Raw genomic sequence first — 18,757 nt, forward strand, 5'->3', positions numbered from 1 at the left:
GAGCCCGTGTCATGGACCTGAACATCAATCGCAACGCTACGGGGTCCCTGGTTCGGCAACTCGTCGCCAGCGTCAGCGACTGGATAAACGCCCACGGCATTCGCCCTGGCGCCCGCATGCCTTCGATCCGCCAACTGGCGACGGAAAATGGCTTGAGCCTGTCGAGCGTGATCAAGGCCTACGACCAACTGGTCGCCAGCGGTGTGTTGGAATCCCGGCATGGGGCAGGGTTTTTCGTGGCGCAACGCCGCCCCGAGGCGTTGGCCCCGGAAGCCGAGGAGGCTGGCGCCTGGAAACTGTTCGATAACCCATCGACCCAACTCAAGCTGGGGTGCGGCTGGCTGCCGGACGCCTGGCGCGACGACAGCGACCTGGGCCAGGCGATCCGCCAAGTGGTGCGCTGCGACAGTCACGCGTTGTTCAACTACAGCACCCCGCTGGGCTCCGCTCCTCTGCGCCTGCAGATCCAGAAGCGCCTGGGCCTGATCGATATTCACGTCGATCAGGCGCAGATCATCACGACCCAGGGCGCCAGTCATGGCCTCGACCTGCTGGTGCGCACGTTGCTCAAACCCGGCGACCTGGTACTGGTGGAAAGCCCCGGTTACTACAACCTGTTCAACCTGCTGAAGCTGCACGGGGTCAAGACGTTGGCGGTGCCGAGGACCGCGCAGGGCCCGGACGTCGCGAGCCTGGAGCGCTTGCTCGGCGCGCATGAGCCGAAGTACTTCTTCGTCAACAGCATGTACCAGAACCCCACCGGCACCAGCCTGGCGCCGAGCGTTGCTTATCGCCTGCTGCAACTGGCGACGCTGCATGACTTTCGCATCATCGAGGACGACATCTACGCCGACTTCCAGAACGGTCCGACCTCACGCCTGGCTTCCCTCGATGCCCTGGACCGGGTGATCTACCTGGCGAGTTTTTCCAAGACCTTGTCCAGTTCATTACGCGTCGGCTACGTAGTGGCCCAGCCGGAAATCATCAACCGCCTGGCTGAAATCAAGATGGTGACCGGCATCGGCTGTTCATTGCTGGCGGAAAACGTCGTGGCGACGCTGTTGGCCAACGGCGCTTATCGCAAGTTGATCCAACGCTTGCGCCTGCGTTTGAACAAGCAGATGGCAGGCACGTTGCGCCAGCTTGAACCGGCCCTTTGGGAGGTGTTTGCCGAGCCCTCGGGTGGCCTGTTCATCTGGGCGCGACCTCGGCATGTGCCGGCGGGGCGCGTGCAAAGGATCGCCGAGCAATTGCAAGTGCAGTTGTCCCAGGGGTCGACGTTCCTGCCGAACGGGGAGGGCAGTGACTGGTTGCGCCTGAACGTGGCGTATACCCAGGATGCTCGTGCCCAGGCTTTTTTCCGCGAGATTGAGCGGGAGTCGACTGTTGGGACGTCAGTGCTAATGGGAATAGATGTCAAATAGGAATGAGTTGCTGTATCTTTCGCGACCTATTCCTGCCGGCCTCCAGGCTGGCGTTCTTTCGTTAGGATTGTGTGTCGATGCGTCGGATACTCGTTTCTCTGTGTGTGCTCCAGGCTTATTCCATTTCCACCCGGGCAGAAGAACCCGGCACGACGGACAGGGCGCCTTTGGAGCTGCAAGCCACCGATATCGTCGGCACCTCGGACTTCGAGACCGCGCAGGGGCCGGTGAAGGGCTACCACGCGACCCGTTCGGCCAGTGCCACGCGTACCGACACCGCGATTCATGAAACCCCACAATCGATCTCCGTCGTATCCCGCGATGTGGTGGAGGACCTCAGCGCCATGCGTCTGCAGGATGCCCTTGATTATGCCGGTGGCGTCGGCAGGGCCAACAACTTCGGCGGCCAGGGCCTGACCACCTTTACGGTGCGCGGCTTTACCACGGGCGAGTTCTACCGTAACGGTTTTCCGATCAACCGCGGCTATCCGAACATGCCGGATGCCAACACCATCGAGCGGCTGGAGGTACTGCGCGGCCCGGCGACGATGCTCTATGGCCGTGGCGACCCGGGTGGCACGTTCAATATCGTATCCAAGCAACCGCTGGCCGAGCGCACGGTGACCCTGGGCAGCCAGGTCACTGACCAGGGCATGCGTCGCGGCACCCTGGATGCGTCGGGGCCGCTGGATGAAGAAGGGCGCCTGGCTTATCGCCTGAACGTGATCGGCGAGGGCGGCGATACGTTTCGCGACCACGTCGAGACCGAGCGTTATGGCATCGCCCCGGTGGTCACCTGGCAGGTCAACGACACCACGCGCCTGACGTTCGAAGGCGATTTCATGCGCAACAACCATCCGCTGGACCGGGGCTTGACTCACTATCCTGGCCAGCGCGGCGCGGCGTCCCGCGATACCTTCTTCGGTGAAAAAGACGCCGGCAAGCTGCACAACGACAACAGCATGCTGCAGGTGCGTTTCGAGCACATGCTCAACGACGACTGGACCCTCGCCGGCGGCACTCAGTGGCTCGACGGCACGTTGCAGGGCAACGCCGTCGAAGCCAACGGCATCGGCGCCGACGGGCGGACCCTGGGGCGCAACTTCAACTATCGCAAACTGGAATGGACCGACCGCGATACCCAGCTCAATCTCACCGGGCATTTCTCCACCGGCGGGTTCGAGCACACGCTGTTGACCGGCGTCGAGTATGAAGACTACGACTATAAGTCGATCATCCAGCGCTCTGCTGCCGGTGCCGGTGCGTATCCGATCGACATCTTCGATCCGGTGTATGGGCAGCCGCGCCCGGCGTTGACCCGTACGCCCACCAATGACCAGGAAAACCTCAAGACCTTCGGCTTTTTCATCCAGGACCAAGTGGCGTTGACCGAGCGTCTCAAGGTGCTGGCCGGTGCGCGTTTCGAGCGGTTCGAGCATGAGTACGAAACCTTCGTTCCCCAGGCGCGTCCCGGCAGCCGCAACTGGGACGTCACCGACAACGCCGTCACCCCACGCCTGGGCGTGATCTATGACCTGACCGACACGGTCGCCGTCTATGCCAACACCGCCCGTTCGTTCAAACCCAACAACGGCGCCAGCCGCGAAGGGGGCGGGTTCAAGCCGGAGGAAGGCAAGTCTTACGAAATGGGCATCAAATGGGAGGCGCTGGATCGTCAGTTGAGCGTCGATGCGGCGATATACCAGATCGAAAAACGCAACGTGCTGACACCCGATCCGCTGGATTCGACCTTCAACGTGGCGGCCGGCGAGGTGCGCAGCCGTGGTTTCGACCTGAACGTGGCGGGCAACCTGACGCCGGAGTGGCGCGTGATTGGCGGCTACGCCTATGTGGATGCCGAAGTGACCAAGGACGTCAGCATCCCGACGGGGACGCGCTTGCTCAACGTGCCGAAGAACTCCGTCAGCCTGTTGAACGTCTACGAGTTCCAGGACGGCGGCCTCAAGGGACTGGGCCTTGGCCTGGGCGCCAGGTACGTCGATGAGCGGGCTGGCAACACCGCGGCCACCACCTTCACCATGGACGATTACACGGTGGTTGACCTGCTCGGCTACTACAAGGTCAACGAGCGCATTCGCCTCAACCTCGACCTCAAGAACCTGTTCGATGCGGATTACGAGGAGGGCGCGTTTGGTGGTGTGTACGCCTATCCGGGCGCGCCGCGCACCGTGCAGGCAGGTATTTCCTACACGATGTAAACAAAAAGGCCTGACGAAAAACCCGAAGGTTTTGCCTTCGGGTTTTTTTTTACCACTTGCCGGTGCTCATCCCACCGTCCACCGGCAGGATCGCGCCGGTGGTGAAATCGGCACCCGCCAGGTACAGGACCGCTTCGGCAATCTCGTCGATGGTGCCTACCCGACCGGCCGGGGCCAGGTTGTTGAGGAAGTCACGATTGGCCGGGTCATGCATCGGCGTGTCGATGATGCCGGGCGCTACCGCGTTGACCTTGATGTTGTGCGGCGACAGTTCGAGCGCCAGGGCACGGGTCATCTGGTTGACACCGCCCTTGATCAGCACCGGCAGCGCTGCCGGCACCTGGATGTTCGGTTGCAGGGCCACCGAGGCGGAGATGTTGATGATGAAACCCTGGCGGCGACTGATCATGTGTGCGGCAGCAGCCTGGCTGGCGTAGACGAGCCCCTTGAGGTTGGTGTCCAACAGCGATTCGAGGTCTTGGGGGCTGTATTCGATGAAGGGTTTTGGCAGGAAGAACCCGGCGTTGTTCACCAGCCCGTCCACCGCGCCGAAGACTTCGATGGCTTTGCCGACGAGGGCGGTAGAGGTTGCCGGGGCGGCAATGTCACCGGCCACGCCGATGAAGCTCGCCGGGTGACCGAGCTGGCCGGCCGCGTCATCCAGGCCCGATTGCGAGCGGGCATTGCCCACCACGTTATAGCCGCGAGCGAGGAACGCCTTGACCAGGCCAAGGCCGATGCCGCTGGACGCGCCGGTGATGATGATGGTTTTCCGATTGCTCATGATGTTGACTCCTGATCCCGTTGGGTTAGAACCGCTGCGCCTGGGTTGGCGGGGTTGAGATCAGGTTATTGATGCGCTCGAATTTGATAAATGGGGGTTCTGGTACTTGAGTTGATACTTGGTGTAATCAATCCTGCAGAAATTCACCCAACTCCTGTGGGAGCGAGCTTGCTCGCGATAGCGGCCCATCAGTCACATTTGAGCTGTCTGACCCGCCGCCATCGCGAGCAAGCTCGCTCCCACAGAGGTCGCGGGATGGCGGGCAGAAAAAAGCCCGGTCATTCGGACCGGGCTCGTCAGGGATGAAGCGTCATTCCTTGGGCTTGCTTCGATACTCGGTTGTCGTCACGCCCGCGTAACCCCAGTTATCCGTGTCGACTTCCTCGATCACGATATGGGTCAGGTGCGGGTCCTTGCCCAGCACGCGCTGCAGGGTCTCGGTGATTTCGCTGATGACCTGGGCTTTCTGCTCGCGGGTAACGCCGTCGCGGGTGATACGAACGTTGACGAAAGGCATGCTGCACTCCAATTGAACAAATGTACGCAGGAAGAGCCCCACGCAATCGAGGCCACTGTATTTATACGCCACGGGCTGATAAACAGGCATCGGGAATCTTCTGTTGATACGCGGTGTAATGAATCATGAAGCGGCATTTCGAAGATTTGCAGTTGGGCAGCATCGAATTGTTCTGCCTGGCGGCCGAGGCGGGCAGCTTCACGGCGGCCGCCCAGGTGGCCGGGGTGACTCCGGCGGCGGTGAGCCGTTCGATCTTTCGCCTGGAGGAGCGCCTGGGTTCGCGGCTGTTCGTGCGTACCACTCGAAGCATCCGGCTGACCGATGCCGGCCGGACCTTTTTTGAGCAATGCCGCCAGGCGTTGACGCAACTGGTCGAGGCGCAACAGGAAGTGATGGGCGCGCAAACGGTGCCGTCCGGGCAACTGCGCATCAGCGTGCCCACGACTTATGGTCATCATCGCATTCTGCCGCTGCTGCCGGCATTCCGCGCGTTGTACCCGCAGGTCAGCGTGGATGTTCATCTGAGCAACCGCAACATCGACTTCGTTGCCGAGGGTTATGACCTGGCGATACGGGTACGCGCCCAGCCGGATTCTTCGATGATCGCCCGGTTGCTGGAGGACGCCGGGCTGGTGGTGGTTGCGTCCCCGGAGTACCTGAAACGGGTCGGCACGCCGCTCACCCTGGAAGACCTCGACTTACACGAATGCATCCAGTTCGAATTGCCCAGCAGCGGGCGGCGTATCTCCTGGCTGTTCAATGTCGAGGGCAAGGAGAAGGAGGTGTTCGGGCAGGGCGGGTATTGCTGTTCCGATGATGTGCTGGGCGGCGTAACGCTGGCCAGGCATGGCGCGGGATTGTTCCAGACCTACAGATTTATCGTGGAAAAGGAATTGGCGGACGGGCAACTGGTGGAAGTGCTGGCGCCGTTCGCGGGACGCTCGCGCCCGTTCACCTTGCTGTACCCCCACGGCCGTTACGTGCCGCAGCGAGTGCGGGCGTTTGTGGATTTTCTGTTGGGGTATCGGCAGCAATGGGCCGAGGGTTGAAAGCACCCCCCCGGCCTGGCTGGATCCCCCGTGGCGAGGGAGCTTGCTCCCGCTGGGCCGGTCCGACGCTTCGGGCGCAGCGGCCCCTTTTTTGCGGTTGCTTTGCAACCGAGCGGGAGCAAGCTCCCTCGCCACGGGATCACCATTACCTCAAATAACGCTACCCGCGATCAAAACCGAAACGCCTGACGCCCGATCAGCAGCCACTTCCCATTCTGCTTCTGCCAGATCTGGAAGTTCTCGATTTCCGTCGGGATCACTTCGGTGCCCTTGAGTGCTTGCGCGGAAAAATGATTGCGCACCAGGGCCACATCGCCTGACAGGGTGATTTTCTGATTCTTCATCTCCAGGGTCTTGAACGCGCTTTTGCCGGTTTCGATGTCGGCGATGAAGGCTTTCTTGTCCTGGATGTTGCCGCTGGAATGGCCGTAGGTCAGGTTCTCGGCGGCGAGCGCCTGAAGCTGGGGAATGTCCTTGTGCAGCATGGCCTGGGTCAGGTGGTCGACCGCTTCGGCAACCTCTTTTTCAGCTGAGGCGGGGGCGGCTGCGGCGTAGCCGCTGAACAGGCACAGGAAGCCGATGACCGATAGCGCTTTTTTCATGAGAATTTCCTTGTTGTTGTAGGTATGCAGGAACGAGGCGTGAGCTCTCGTCGGTCATCGTACAACTTGTCAGGAAAGACTGGAATAGCCACGTGATCCCGCGAATATGCTCACAACCCCTCCCGAACCGCCCCGCGAATCCCCTCCAACAGCATCGTGAACGCCGGATTGTCGTTATCCTCCCGCCACACCAGATGCAGTTCGCTCTGCACGCCTTCGCCCAGGTCGATCTCGCGAAACACCACCTGCTTGAACACCACGCTGGTCGCGCACCGGGGCACCAGCGCCACGCCCATGCCGGCGTTGACCAGTGCCAGGATGGTCAGCGATGAACCGAGCCATTGCACGAACTGTGGGGCGACTCGGGCCGAGCGCAGCATGCCGGTGAGCAGTTCGTTGAAGGGTGGGTAGGCGGAGTGGGAGTACATGAGGAACGGTTGTCCGTCCAGATCCTGCACGCTGACAGACTCGGCGCTGGCCAGCGGATGGCCGGCCGGCACGGCCAGGACGAACGGCTCGCGTACCAGGCATTCGGTCGCGTAGCCGGTTTCCAGCAACGGCGAACGAACGATGCCGAGGTCGATGCGCCGGGCGCGCAAGGCTTCGTGCTGTTGGTAGGTGTTCATCTCCGCGAGAACGATCTTGACCTGTGGCTGCTTGAGCCGCGCCTCGGCAATGACTCTGGGCAGGAATTCATACACCGCGCTTCCGACGAAGCTGATGGTGACCGAGCCGATATCGCCCTGGGCAAAACGCTTGGCGGCCTCGGCGGCTTGTTGCGCCTGTTGCAGCAGGTTCTGCGCTTCGATGAAAAATGCCCGGCCGGCTGCGGTGAGGGCGACGCTGCGGGTGCTGCGGGTAAACAACTCGACGCCGAGGTGATGCTCCAGCAACTGGATCTGTCGACTCAAGGGCGGCTGGGTCATGTTCAAGCGTTCTGCGGCCCGGCGGAAATTCAGTTCAGTTGCCACTGTGGTGAAGCAGCGCAGTTGGGCCAGTTCAAACATTGATTCAATTCCGGTATCAATCAAGTGCCAAGTTAGATTAGACGGGAACAATCCCTCGCGTCCATCATCAATCCGCTCCTAGCAAAAGCAGAAAGCCCCACAAAAACAAGATTGGGAGGCACCCTTGAATCACGCATCGGACTCGACCCTGGCCACCGCCGCGGCCAAGGTCAAACGTCACGTCCTGCCGTTGGTGGTGGTGATGTTCATCGTCAACTACATCGACCGCGTCAACATCGGCTTCGTCCGCAGCCACCTGGAAACCGACCTGGGCATTGGCGCTGCAGCCTATGGCCTCGGTGCCGGGCTGTTCTTCATCGGCTACGCGCTGTTCGAGGTGCCGTCCAACATGCTCTTGCAGCGCTACGGCGCCCGGGCCTGGCTGACGCGCATCATGTTCACCTGGGGCGCGGCGGCCATGGCCATGGCGTTCGTGCGTGGCGAAACCAGTTTCTATGTGTTGCGCTTCATCCTCGGAGCGGCGGAGGCGGGGTTCTTTCCCGGCATCATCTATTACTTCACCCAATGGTTGCCGGCCAACGAGCGCGGCAAGGCGATGGCGATCTTCCTCAGCGGTTCGGCGATCGCCTCGGTGATTTCCGGGCCGGTATCCGGCGCCTTGCTGCACATCAGCGGGCTGGGCCTGCATGGCTGGCAATGGATGTTCCTGATCGAAGGCGGCGCGTCCATCGTGCTGTGCGGGTTTGTCTGGTTCTGGCTGCAATCGCACCCCAGCCAGGCCAAATGGCTGACGGCTGAAGAAAAAACCGTGTTGATCGCCGCCATCGCCGAAGAGCAGCGGGCGCGGGAAGCCGCCCAGGTCATCAAGCCTTCAATGTTCAAATTGCTCGCCGACCGGCAGATCGCGCTGTTCTGCTTCATCTATTTTTCCATTGCCCTGACCATTTATGGCGCCACGTTCTGGCTGCCGAGCATGATCAAGAAGATGGGCAACCTGGGGGATTTCCAGGTCGGCTTGCTCAACTCGATTCCGTGGATCATCTCCATCGTCGCGATGTATGGCTTTGCCGCCCTGGCCGGCAAGTGGAAGTTCCAGCAGGCCTGGGTCGCGGTGACGCTGGTGATCGCCGCGTTCGGCATGTTCATGTCCACCACCGGCGGGCCGATCTTTGCCTTCGTCGCCATCTGTTTCGCGGCCATCGGCTTCAAAGCCGCCTCGGCGCTCTTCTGGCCGATCCCCCAAGGCTATCTCGACGCCCGCATCGCGGCGGCCGTGATTGCCTTGATCAATTCCATCGGCAACCTCGGCGGCTTCGTCGCCCCGACGGCCTTCGGATTCCTGGAGCAGACCACCGGTTCCATCGAAGGCGGCCTGTATGGGTTGGCGATCACCTCGCTGGTTGCCGCCGTGGTGATCTTTTTCGCCCGGACCCAACCGGGGCGCGGCAAACCTGGCGCGCTGTCCGGCCAGCCTGAAAACCCGGTCGAAGCTGACCTGCTGAACAATTCTCAAGCCCTGAAACCTGGCCCATCGGGAGCCGCTGCATGAAGATCAAACGCGTTACCGTGACCCCCATCGCTTTTCGCGATCCACCTCTGCTCAACGCCAGCGGCATTCATGAGCCGTTCGCGCTGCGCTCGATCATCGAGATCGAAAGCGACAACGGTTACATCGGCCTCGGCGAGAGCTACGGTGATGCGCCGGCCCTGGCGATCCAGCAGCAGGTACAGAGCCAGTTGATCGGCCTCGATCCGTTCAATCTCAACCAGTTGCGCGCTATCGTCCAGGCCACCGTGGCTGCCCACAAACCGGCGAGCGTCGCCGGGGCGGAACTGGCGCCGGGCTCCCATGCGAGCAAGGCAGTGAGCAATGCCTATTCCGCTTTCGAAGTCGCTTGCCTGGACTTGCAGGCGCATTACCTGAATGTGCCGCTGGTGGATTTGCTGGGCGGTGCGATCCGCGACGAAGTGCCGTTCAGCGCCTACCTGTTTTTCAAGTACGCCGAGCATATCGACTCACCGTATCCCGCAGACAGTTGGGGCGAAGCGCTGAATGAGCAGCAGATCGTCGCCCAGGCCCGACGGATGATCGAGGAGTACGGTTTCAAGAGCATCAAGCTCAAGGCCGGGGCATTGGAGCCGGAGCATGAAGTGGCCTGCATCAAGGCCTTGAAACAGGCTTTTCCGGGATTGCCGCTGCGCATCGATCCCAATGGCAACTGGTCGCTGGAGACCTCTATCCGCATGGCCGAGCTGCTCGGTGATGACCTGCAATATTACGAGGACCCCACGCCCGGGCTCGAAGGGATGGCCGCGCTGCACAAGCGCACGGGATTGCCGCTGGCGACGAATATGGTGGTCACCGACTTCGACGAGTTCCGCCGCAGCGTGGCGCAGGACAGCGTGCAGATTGTCCTGGCCGACCACCATTACTGGGGCGGGCTGCGCGATACCCAGATGCTCGCGAAGATGTGCGAGACCTTTGGTCTGGGCGTGTCGATGCACTCCAACTCGCACCTGGGCATCAGCCTCATGGCCATGGCCCACGTGGCGGCTTCGGTGCCGAACCTGGATTACGCCTGCGATACCCATTACCCCTGGCAGGAACCGGATGAAGAAGTGATCAAGGGCGGCAAGCTGGCGTTTGTCGACGGCTGCGTGAAGATCACCCGGGCGCCGGGCCTTGGCCTGGAGCTGGACCGCGATCAACTGGGCAAGCTGCATGAGCAGTTCCTCAGTTGCGGCATTCGCCAGCGCGACGATGTGCGGCAGATGCGGCGTTATCGGCCGGACTGGACCACGGTCAAACCGCGTTTCTGATCCGAAGCCCATGGGCCTGCTGCGCAGGCCAGCGGGAGCAAGCTCCCTCGCCACAAGAGCAACATGGTGAGAAACCTGTGGGAGCGAGCTTGCTCGCGATAGCGGTGTATCAATCGACATCTATGTTGATGATCCGGCGCCATCGCGAGCAAGCTCGCTCCCACAGGGCCTGCTGTTGCGGGCAATACCGCTGGCCCCCACCCAAAGTACCGCGCCCGCCAGCCTCGCCGTCTTACACCCAAACTGCCGCGCCGGGCCGGCGCTGCCAAAGCAGCCGGTAATCCCCTCCAAGGCAGCGTATGACCCGCCCGGTTGCCTTTCGATAATCGCCTCCGACATCCCGTCCCCTGTTGCGGAGCGCGCCATGCACAACAATAAGAATACCTGCCTGCGTTTTTTGCCTGCGGTCATCGCCGGCCTGTCGAGCCTGGGCCTGACGCCCTGGGCGCAAGCCGAAATCATGCTGTACGACAAGGACCAGACCACTTTCTCCACCGATGGCTACATCAACGCCTTCTACGTCAACAGCGACGTTGACCGGGCGGGGGAGCAGTTCGACCGGCGCCAGTCGCGGGTCAAGATGGGCTTTTTGCCCAACTACCTGGGCTTCAACATGGGCAAGCAGGTCGATGACCTCAAGCTCGGCGCCCGCGCCTCGTTCTGGGTGACCATCAATGACAGCGAAACCAACGGCACCGACACCGCCATCGACGTGCGGCAGTTCTACGGCACCGTCGCCAATCCGGAGTGGGGCGAGGTGCTGATCGGCAAGGACTTCGGCCTGTTTGCCCGTTCCAACATCCTGCTTGATGAGTTGCTGGCCGGTTACGGCCAGGTCAGCGACACCCTCGGCCTGGTGGATGGCGGCGGGGTGTCGTTCGGCAATATCGGCAGTGGTTACCCATACCCGTTCCCGACTTCGCAGATTACCTATCGCACTCCGGTGATGGACGGGTTGCGTGTGGCGGTAGGCATCATGGACCCGGTGGACACCAACGACAGCAGCGCCACCGGCAAGGCCTACCAGGAAAACCCGCGTACCGAGAGCGAGGTCACCTACCAGTTCGATCTCGGCGGCGCGAAGATCTACAGCTGGCTGAACGGCAGCTACCAGACCTCGGATAACACCGATACCAATGTCGAATCGGTCACCTCCAAAGGCCTGGGTTATGGCGTGCAAGCGAAGATGGGCGGGCTCTCGCTCACCGGCTCCGGGTTCCAGGCCAAGGGCATCAACCCGTTCTTCACCAACAACGCCGGCGAGGCCACGCTGCGCAACGTCGACAGCAAGGGATATCTGCTGCAGGGTTCCTACAAGCTCGGCAAGAATCGCCTGGCGCTGTCCTACGGCAAGACCGAGGACGACGGCAACGGAGTGGTCGGCAGTGGCGCCGACTACGAGACTCGCGGTGTCGCGCTGTTTCATGACATCAACGACAACCTCAAGCTCGTCGCCGAATACAACCAGTTCGAAATCAACGGCCACGACACCAGCGCACAGAACGAAGACACCGACACCTTCGCGGTGGGGGCCGTGCTGACCTGGTAAGGCCGCACCGGCGTGGTGAGGGAGTTTGCTCCCGCTGGGGTGCGAAGCAGCCCCAAAAATCTGACTGAATGAGCCTGATATACCTCAATGCCAGTTCAAGGGGCTGCTGCGCAGCCCAGCGGGAGCAAGCTCCCTCGCCACGTTGCGAACAAACCCTCGGTTCTCCTCCCATGGAAGTGTCCACCCGCTACCCAAGTAGCATTCGTCCGCCGGGCGCGGGTTCGTACACTCAGGGCTCTATCACGCACCGTCGGAGGCGCAGATGCAGCAGGCCCAGAGCGAAGGTGTGGTCAGCGCCATGTCCCAGGCAACGGACGTCGAGCAAGTGGCCCAGGAACTGGCGCGACAGCTGTTGCACCCGTACCTGGGTTTCGTGCTGTTTTTCTGTTCCGCCGAATACAACTTGCCGGCCCTGGGCCAGGCGCTGTCTCGCAGTTTCGGCGGGATTCGCCTGGTCGGTTGCACCAGCGCCGGGGAAATCACCCCGCAGGGCTACGGTCGTAACTGCGTGACGGCGGTGGGGTTCGATCATCGGCATTTTTCCATTGCCGCCGAGCTGATCGGCGAGATGGAGCACTTCAGCCTGATCGACGCCCAGCAGATGGTCGAGCGACTGGCCGGTGGCTGTCGCAGCAACGTCCTGGCGCCGATCAAGGGCCACAGTTTTGCCTTGACCTTGCTCGACGGCCTGTCCAGTCGCGAGGAAATGGTACTGGCCGCGTTGAGCGCAGCCTTGGGCGACATCCCGCATTTCGGTGGCTCGGCCGGCGATGACAATTACCTGACCCACACCCACGTCTACTTTGAAGGCCAGTTCCACAGCGGCGCCGCCGTGGTGGTGCTGATCAATACCTGGCTGGCGTTCGAGGTGTTCACCACCCATCACATCCTGCCTCGCCAGGAGAAGCTGGTGGTGACCGGCGCCGACAGCGCCTCGCGGCGGGTCTACGAGCTCAATGCCGAACCCGCCGCCGAAGAATACGCCCGGCATATCGGTGTGCCGGTCAGCGCGCTGGATTACCGGATATTTGCCGCCCACCCACTGGCCGTGCGCATCAACGATCAGTACTACGTGCGGGCGATCCAGCAAGTCCACTCGGACCTGAGCCTGAGTTTTTATTGCGCGGTAGAGAACGGCATCGTGCTCACGGCCATGCGCCCGGGGCCTCTGCTGCAAAACCTGCAAGCGCTGTTTGATGGCTTGCAGGAGCGCCTGGGGGACCTGTTGTTGACCATCGGCTGCGACTGCTTCCTCAGGCGCCTTGAGCTGGAAGACAGCGCTGGCCTGGAGCAGATCGGCCAGTTCCTGCGCGAACAACGGGTGATGGGGTTCAACACCTATGGAGAACAGTTCAATGGCATGCACATCAACCAGACCTTCACCGGAGTTGCCATTGCCCGTCATCGCGTCCCCGGTCATCGCTGAACTGCAGGCACAGATCGCCGCCCTGCAACACGACAACCATAAGCTGCGGCGCATCAACGCGGCGCTGATCGAGCGGGTCGAATCCGGCGTGACCCGAGGCAGCGACCCGTACGCAGCGTTCCAGCATTCGGTGGTGCTGGCCGAACAGGTCCGCGAGCGCACCGACGCCTTGAACCAGGCGATGGCCGAGCTCAAGGCCGGCAACCATCTGCTGGGCGAAGCCCGGCTGCGGGCGGAAACCGCCCATCGCCATCTGATCGATGCGATCGAGAGCATTTCCGATGCGTTCGTGCTGTTCGACGAACAGCAACGCATTGTCCTCTTCAACAGCCGTTTCAAGGCGTTCTGGGCCCACAGCCGGGTGCGGATCATCGCGGGGATGCGCCTGGGCGAGGTCAAGCGCCTGATGACCGCCAATGGCCTGTTCAGCGAAGAAACCCGCGGCCAGCCCGATGAGCCGGTGCTGTACCGATTACAGAACGGCCGCTGGCTGCAGGTCAGCGAACGGCCGACCCAGGAGGGCGGGCGGGTGTTCCTGTTTACCGATATCACTGACGTCAAACTCAGCGAAACCGTACGCCGTGAGCAAGCCATCGCGCAGAAATCCCACTTGCTGCAGCGCGCGGTGGACAACCTGTCCCAGGGCGTAGCGATGGTCAATGCCCAGGGCGTACTGGAATTGTGGAACCGGCGCTTCCTGGAGCTCAGCGGCCTGGCGCCGGTGGCGGCTCATCGGCCATTCAACGAGGTGATCGCCGACAGTGAGCTGCAACTGCTGACGCCGGCCAGTCGCGACGGCAATGGGCGGTTGATCCAGGAGTGCGAACAGCGCCTGTCCGATGGCCGGGTCCTGGAGATCCGGACTCATCCGCTGCCGACCGGCGGCTACGTCAATACCTTCACTGACATTACCGAGCGCTACCAGCATGCCGAGGCACTGAGCGAAAGCGAGCGCTGGATCCGCTTGATCACGGATCACGTACCGGCACTGATCGCCTACCTCAACGCCGACCTGGTCTACGAATTCACCAACAAGGTCTATGAGCAGTGGTACTGCTGGCCGCGGGGGGTGATGCTCGGCCAAAGCCTGCGCGAAGCCCACAGCGAGCAGCATTACCAGCGCCTGGAAGCCTACGTGGCCCGAGCGTTGGCCGGGGAGAGCGTGACCTTCGAATTCGCCGAGACCAACATCAACAACCAGGAGCGCTACATGCTGCGCTCCTACGTGCCCAATCGGCTGGCCAATGGCGAGGTGGTGGGCATCTTCGTGCTGATCCGCGACATCACCGAACGTCGCCGCACCGCCGAGGCCCTGCACCAGGCCTACCAGAACCTGGAGCAGCGCGTGCAGGAGCGCACGGTCGAGCTGACCACGCTCAACGACCAGTTGCTACGCGAGATCGACGAGCGCAGCCGGGTCGAGCTGCGCCTGCGCGAAGCCAAGCGCGAGGCCGAGCGGGCCAACCTGTCGAAAACCAAATTCCTCGCGGCGGTCAGCCATGACCTGCTGCAACCGTTGAACGCGGCGCGGCTGTTCACCAGCGCCTTGCTCGAACGCCGCGAACCGGTGGCGAACGCCCAACTGGTGCGCAACGTCAGCAATTCGCTGCAGGACGTGGAAAACCTGTTGGGCACCCTGGTCGATATTTCCAAGCTGGATGCCGGGGTGATCAAGGCCGATGTGGCGCCGTTCGCCCTCAGTGAGCTGCTCGACACCCTGGCCGCCGAATACCTTCAGGTCGCCCGTAGCGAGTGCCTGGCGTTGCGCTTCGTGCCTTGTTCGGTGCTGGTGCGCAGCGACATCCAGTTGCTGGCGCGGATCCTGCGCAACCTGTTGAGCAACGCCATTCGCTACACCCCCAACGGGCGGGTGGTCCTGGGTTGCCGACGTCACGGTAACCGTGTCTCGATCGAAGTCTGGGATTCCGGCATCGGCATTGCCCAGGATCGGCTGGAGGAAATCTTCCAGGAGTTCAAGCGTGGGGACGTCCAGCGCCCGGACCAGGATCGCGGACTCGGTCTGGGGTTGGCGATTGTCGAGAAGATCGCCGGGATTCTCGGGCATCCGATCAAGGTCCGCTCCTGGCCGGGCCAGGGCTCGGTGTTCGCCATTGAGGTTCCACTTAGCGCCACCGCGCCCAAGCCGCTGGCGTGCCTGGATATGAGCGAGCCGATGCTCGAACGCCTGCGTGGCGCGCGGGTGTGGGTGCTGGATAACGACGCGGCGATCTGTGCCGGCATGCGCACCTTGCTCGAAGGTTGGGGCTGCCGCGTGGTGACTGCACTGTCGGAACAGGACCTGGCACGCCAGGTGGACAATTACCGCGCCGAGGCGGATTTGCTGATTGCCGACTATCACCTGGACCACGATCAGAATGGCATGGACGCGGTGGCCCGGATCAACGCCTGCCGCACCTCACCGATCCCGGCCATGATGATCACGGCCAACTACAGCAACGAACTCAAGCAGCAGATCCGCGAGCGCGGGCACACGCTGATGCATAAGCCGGTGCGGCCGATGAAGCTGAAGATTGCGATGAGTCATTTGTTGGGCCAGGCAACCAGCCGTTGAGAAGAACCGCTTTTTGTGGCGAGGGAGCTTGCTCCCGCTGGGCTGCGCAGCAGCCCCCATCCATTCAACTCAACCAGACTGACACACCGCGTTCCCTGGGTTTGGGGCCGCTGCGCTGCCCAGCGGGAGCAAGCTCCCTCGCCACGGGCGATCTTCTCCAGGCCGCGGTTCAACGCCGCAGGTAAGCCCCGAAATCGATATCCCCCGCACTGAGAATCGCCTGCACCCGGTTATGCACGTTGAGCTTGCGCAGGATCGCCGAGACGTGGGCCTTGACCGTGGTTTCGGCGATGTCCAGCGTGTAGGCGATCTGCTTGTTCGACTCGCCTTTGGTCATGCGTTCGAGCACCAGCAGTTGCTTGCGGGTCAGGGCCTGGAGCAGTTCCGGCGGGAACGCCGGGGTCTCGTTCAGGCGCCGGCCCGTCGGGCTCTTCTGGGTGCGGATGATGTCTGGCGGCAGGTACACGTTGCCATTGAGGATCTGCTCGATGGCGTCGGTCATCTGCGCGCGCGGCGACGACTTGGTGATGAAACCCACCGCGCCATAGGTGATGGCCTGCAGGACGATCTGCTTGTCCTGCTCGGCGGACACGATCACCACCGGGATGGTCGGTGCCTCGTTGCGCAAGTTGATCAGGCCATTGAGGCCGTGCATGCCGGGCATGTTCAGGTCGAGCAGGATCAGGTCGAGGTCATCGTGTTCGCGAGTCAGCGCCAGGGCGCTGTCCAGGTCAGCGGTTTCCATCACCTCGCTCCCGGCGAAACCGTCGCTGATGACGTTGTGGATGGCTTCGCGAAACAGTGGGTGATCGTCGGCTATCAGGATTTTATACATGGCCATTCACCTCGTTATTGTCGTGTTGGGGCAGTTGCACGGCTCTCGGCCATTCAGGGCAAGGGTTCGGGGCGGGCCGCTTGCAGGGGCAGGTTGGCCGCCTCCCAGGCATCCAGGCCGTCGCGGTACCAATACAGATGTTTATAGCCCAAGGCGGCGGCGCGTTTTACCGCGTTCCAGCTCAACCAGCAATCGGAGCGGCAGTAAAAGACCAGCGGTTGATCGGCCTGGCCGGCGGTGGCTTTGCGCAGGTAAAACGTGAAGTAGTCCTGCCAGGTCGCGTCCAGTTCGCCGTCGCCGGTGTTGGCCAGCCACAAGCTGCCGGGCAGGTTGGCATGGGGTTCGGTGTCGATGAACCGGCCCTGGACCCAGGGCCGGCGGTAGACGTCGATCAGCACTGGCGCGGGCGTTTGCTTTAGCAGGCGCTGCAAGGCTTCGGTGTCGACGGTTTGCGCGCTGTCTGCGGAGGCGGGCGTCGGGCTGCGGTATTGAGTGATGCGAAAGCCCTGCGGGGAAAACAGCGAGCTGTCGGCCTGCGCGACATTCAGCGACAGGCCCAGCAAGACGATCGCGAGCAAACGGGGCATAGGTTCTATCCTTCTTGTTATGCGCCCATTACATGTCACGGTCGAGGTCTTGTGAATGCGACCATAGACAGGAAAACCGGTACTAAAGTAGTAATTTCCCAATTATGGACGTACACACCAATCCCTTGTGGGAGCGAGCCTGCTCGCGAAAGCGGTCATCCAGCCGCCATTGATGTATCTGATCCACCGCCTTCGCGAGCAGGCTCGCTTGTATGGTAGGACTTGAAGGGAGGAGGAGGGACTAGGCTCGATTCTGACTGTTAGCCGCAGTACAGACCGTGGGAGATTTCACCCCTCCTCCTTTCACCCAAGCGCCGATAAAGAATGCATCTGGCCTAGACCGACGATAGGAACAAGCCTGCGCCTCTGGGTGAACCCTTCAAGTGTTCAAACCTTAGCCCGGAGGATTTTCAATGGCAATGCCCGTCGCCACCGCCCAGCCGATCGTAGGTGTGGATGTCGCCAAAGATGAGTTGGTGATTTATCACGCCCAATCCGATCGACTCGAAACGATCCCCAACACCAAAGCTGATATCAAGAAGTGGCTCAAGGCATTACCTGCGCCAATGGATGTCGCCATCGAAGCCACGAATATCTATCACCAGGACTTCGCCGATCTGGCTTATGCGCATGGCTGTGTGATTTATATGATCGGCGGTTACGAACTCAGTCATTACCGCAAAGGTGTGAAAATGCGCGCTAAAACCGATGCGCTGGATGCTCGGTTGTTGGCTCGCTACTTGAACAACGAAGGCCACCAGTTGCACCCTTGGTCCCCGCCATCGCCCCTGTATTGCAGGCTTATAAGCCTTTTCCGGCGGCGGGCAGCCTTGGTTCAGGCGCGTGTCAGCCTCAAGCAAAGCTGGTCAAACGAACCGTTGCTCAAAACGGCCTTTGAGAACCAGATAAAGGCCATGCAAAGACTCGAAATTTTGCTTGAGAAAACAATCCAGACGCAGTTGGATGCAGCCGGTTTGGGCAGTCAGCTCAAGCGCTGCATGAAAGTCGAAGGCATCGGTCTGTTAAGCGGTGCCCGTTTGCTCACGTCGTTCCAGCGTGGAGATTTCAGAAATGCCGATGCCTTCATCGCTTTTCTGGGTCTGGACCTGCGCATATCGGACTCGGGAAAAAAGAAGGGACGCCGCTGCCTGTCTAAGCGAGGTGATCCGGAGGCACGCCGATTGATGCACAACGCCGCGATGTCGGCGAGTCGCACGGCGGCGTGGAAGGGATTTTACGAGGGTTTGAGGTCCCGAGGGCTCAGCACAACCGAGGCATTGGTAGCGCTGGCCCGCAAGCTTGCCCGAGTGGTATTCGCTCTGTTGAAGAACCAGAGCGAATACTTACCAAAAGGCATTTAGGGGCTAGTCCTGCACCATAGAATCTCCCACAGGGATATTTGCCA

15 protein-coding genes are annotated in these 18,757 nt (G+C 61.6%); 9 read left to right on the forward strand and 6 right to left on the reverse strand.

Going from position 1 to position 18,757, the window contains the following annotated elements:
- Positions 1-11 precede the first annotated feature (11 nt).
- Together J3P94_RS13290 and J3P94_RS13295 are read left to right on the forward strand one after the other, a co-directional pair.
- Positions 12-1,424: a PLP-dependent aminotransferase family protein gene (locus J3P94_RS13290; protein WP_434573987.1), complete on the forward strand. Its 1,413-nt coding sequence runs from the start codon at positions 12-14 to the stop codon at positions 1,422-1,424.
- A 77-nt stretch (positions 1,425-1,501) separates the two neighbouring features.
- Complete coding sequence (locus J3P94_RS13295) at positions 1,502-3,643, forward strand: TonB-dependent siderophore receptor (RefSeq protein WP_434573989.1); 2,142 nt, start codon at positions 1,502-1,504, stop codon at positions 3,641-3,643.
- Positions 3,644-3,692: 49 nt separating this feature from the next.
- On the opposite strand, the gene J3P94_RS13300 is transcribed toward J3P94_RS13295, so the two are convergent.
- Both J3P94_RS13300 and J3P94_RS13305 read right to left on the reverse strand, forming a co-directional pair.
- A complete protein-coding gene (locus J3P94_RS13300; protein WP_434573990.1) occupies positions 3,693-4,427 on the reverse strand; it encodes an SDR family NAD(P)-dependent oxidoreductase in 735 nt (244 codons plus the stop codon).
- A 310-nt stretch (positions 4,428-4,737) separates the two neighbouring features.
- Complete coding sequence (locus J3P94_RS13305) at positions 4,738-4,944, reverse strand: tautomerase family protein (protein WP_434573991.1); 207 nt, start codon at positions 4,942-4,944, stop codon at positions 4,738-4,740.
- Positions 4,945-5,069: 125 nt separating this feature from the next.
- Here J3P94_RS13305 and J3P94_RS13310 point away from each other — a divergent pair, with 125 nt between their 5' ends.
- Complete coding sequence (locus tag J3P94_RS13310; protein ID WP_434573993.1) at positions 5,070-5,993, forward strand: LysR family transcriptional regulator; 924 nt, start codon at positions 5,070-5,072, stop codon at positions 5,991-5,993.
- A 170-nt stretch (positions 5,994-6,163) separates the two neighbouring features.
- Here J3P94_RS13310 and J3P94_RS13315 read toward each other — a convergent pair whose 3' ends face one another.
- Together J3P94_RS13315 and J3P94_RS13320 are read right to left on the reverse strand one after the other, a co-directional pair.
- Entirely contained in the window at positions 6,164-6,595 is a 432-nt protein-coding gene (locus J3P94_RS13315; RefSeq protein ID WP_305500832.1) for a nuclear transport factor 2 family protein, read from the reverse strand.
- Between the two features lie 110 nt (positions 6,596-6,705).
- Entirely contained in the window at positions 6,706-7,602 is an 897-nt protein-coding gene (locus J3P94_RS13320; protein ID WP_434573994.1) for a LysR substrate-binding domain-containing protein, read from the reverse strand.
- 202 nt (positions 7,603-7,804) lie between these two features.
- On the opposite strand from J3P94_RS13320, the gene J3P94_RS13325 reads away from it, so the two are divergent.
- The 5 genes from J3P94_RS13325 to nahK all read left to right on the forward strand — a co-directional run bounded on the left by J3P94_RS13325 (position 7,805) and on the right by nahK (position 15,930).
- A complete protein-coding gene (locus tag J3P94_RS13325; protein ID WP_434574164.1) occupies positions 7,805-9,112 on the forward strand; it encodes an MFS transporter in 1,308 nt (435 codons plus the stop codon).
- Complete coding sequence (locus J3P94_RS13330) at positions 9,109-10,383, forward strand: glucarate dehydratase family protein (RefSeq protein ID WP_434573996.1); 1,275 nt, start codon at positions 9,109-9,111, stop codon at positions 10,381-10,383. Before J3P94_RS13325 ends, J3P94_RS13330 begins: the two co-directional genes overlap by 4 nt.
- A gap of 364 nt (positions 10,384-10,747) precedes the next feature.
- On the forward strand, positions 10,748-11,932 hold the full coding sequence (locus tag J3P94_RS13335) for a porin (protein WP_305500837.1): 1,185 nt from the start codon (positions 10,748-10,750) through the stop codon (positions 11,930-11,932).
- Between the two features lie 262 nt (positions 11,933-12,194).
- Positions 12,195-13,358 carry a nitric oxide-sensing protein NosP gene (gene nosP / locus J3P94_RS13340; protein WP_434573998.1) on the forward strand — a complete coding sequence of 388 codons (1,164 nt, stop codon included), beginning with the start codon at positions 12,195-12,197 and terminating at the stop codon, positions 13,356-13,358.
- The gene (nahK, locus tag J3P94_RS13345) at positions 13,288-15,930 is read left to right on the forward strand and encodes a hybrid sensor histidine kinase/response regulator NahK/ErcS' (protein ID WP_434574000.1); all 2,643 of its coding nucleotides are present in this window, start codon (positions 13,288-13,290) and stop codon (positions 15,928-15,930) included. The genes nosP and nahK overlap by 71 nt, the downstream gene beginning before the upstream one ends.
- Positions 15,931-16,099: 169 nt before the next feature.
- Here nahK and J3P94_RS13350 read toward each other — a convergent pair whose 3' ends face one another.
- Both J3P94_RS13350 and J3P94_RS13355 read right to left on the reverse strand, forming a co-directional pair.
- On the reverse strand, positions 16,100-16,765 hold the full coding sequence (locus tag J3P94_RS13350; RefSeq protein WP_305500841.1) for a response regulator transcription factor: 666 nt from the start codon (positions 16,763-16,765) through the stop codon (positions 16,100-16,102).
- Positions 16,766-16,818: 53 nt separating this feature from the next.
- Positions 16,819-17,352, reverse strand: coding sequence for a PQQ-dependent catabolism-associated CXXCW motif protein (locus tag J3P94_RS13355; protein WP_434574002.1), 534 nt, complete (start codon positions 17,350-17,352; stop codon positions 16,819-16,821).
- Between the two features lie 413 nt (positions 17,353-17,765).
- Between J3P94_RS13355 and J3P94_RS13360 the strand changes: the two genes are divergently transcribed.
- A complete protein-coding gene (locus tag J3P94_RS13360) occupies positions 17,766-18,713 on the forward strand; it encodes an IS110 family transposase (RefSeq protein ID WP_434568586.1) in 948 nt (315 codons plus the stop codon).
- The last annotated feature ends 44 nt before the right edge of the window (positions 18,714-18,757 follow it).

Source organism: Pseudomonas sp. Z3-8, from assembly GCF_051131975.1.
Classification (GTDB): Bacteria; Pseudomonadota; Gammaproteobacteria; order Pseudomonadales; family Pseudomonadaceae; genus Aquipseudomonas.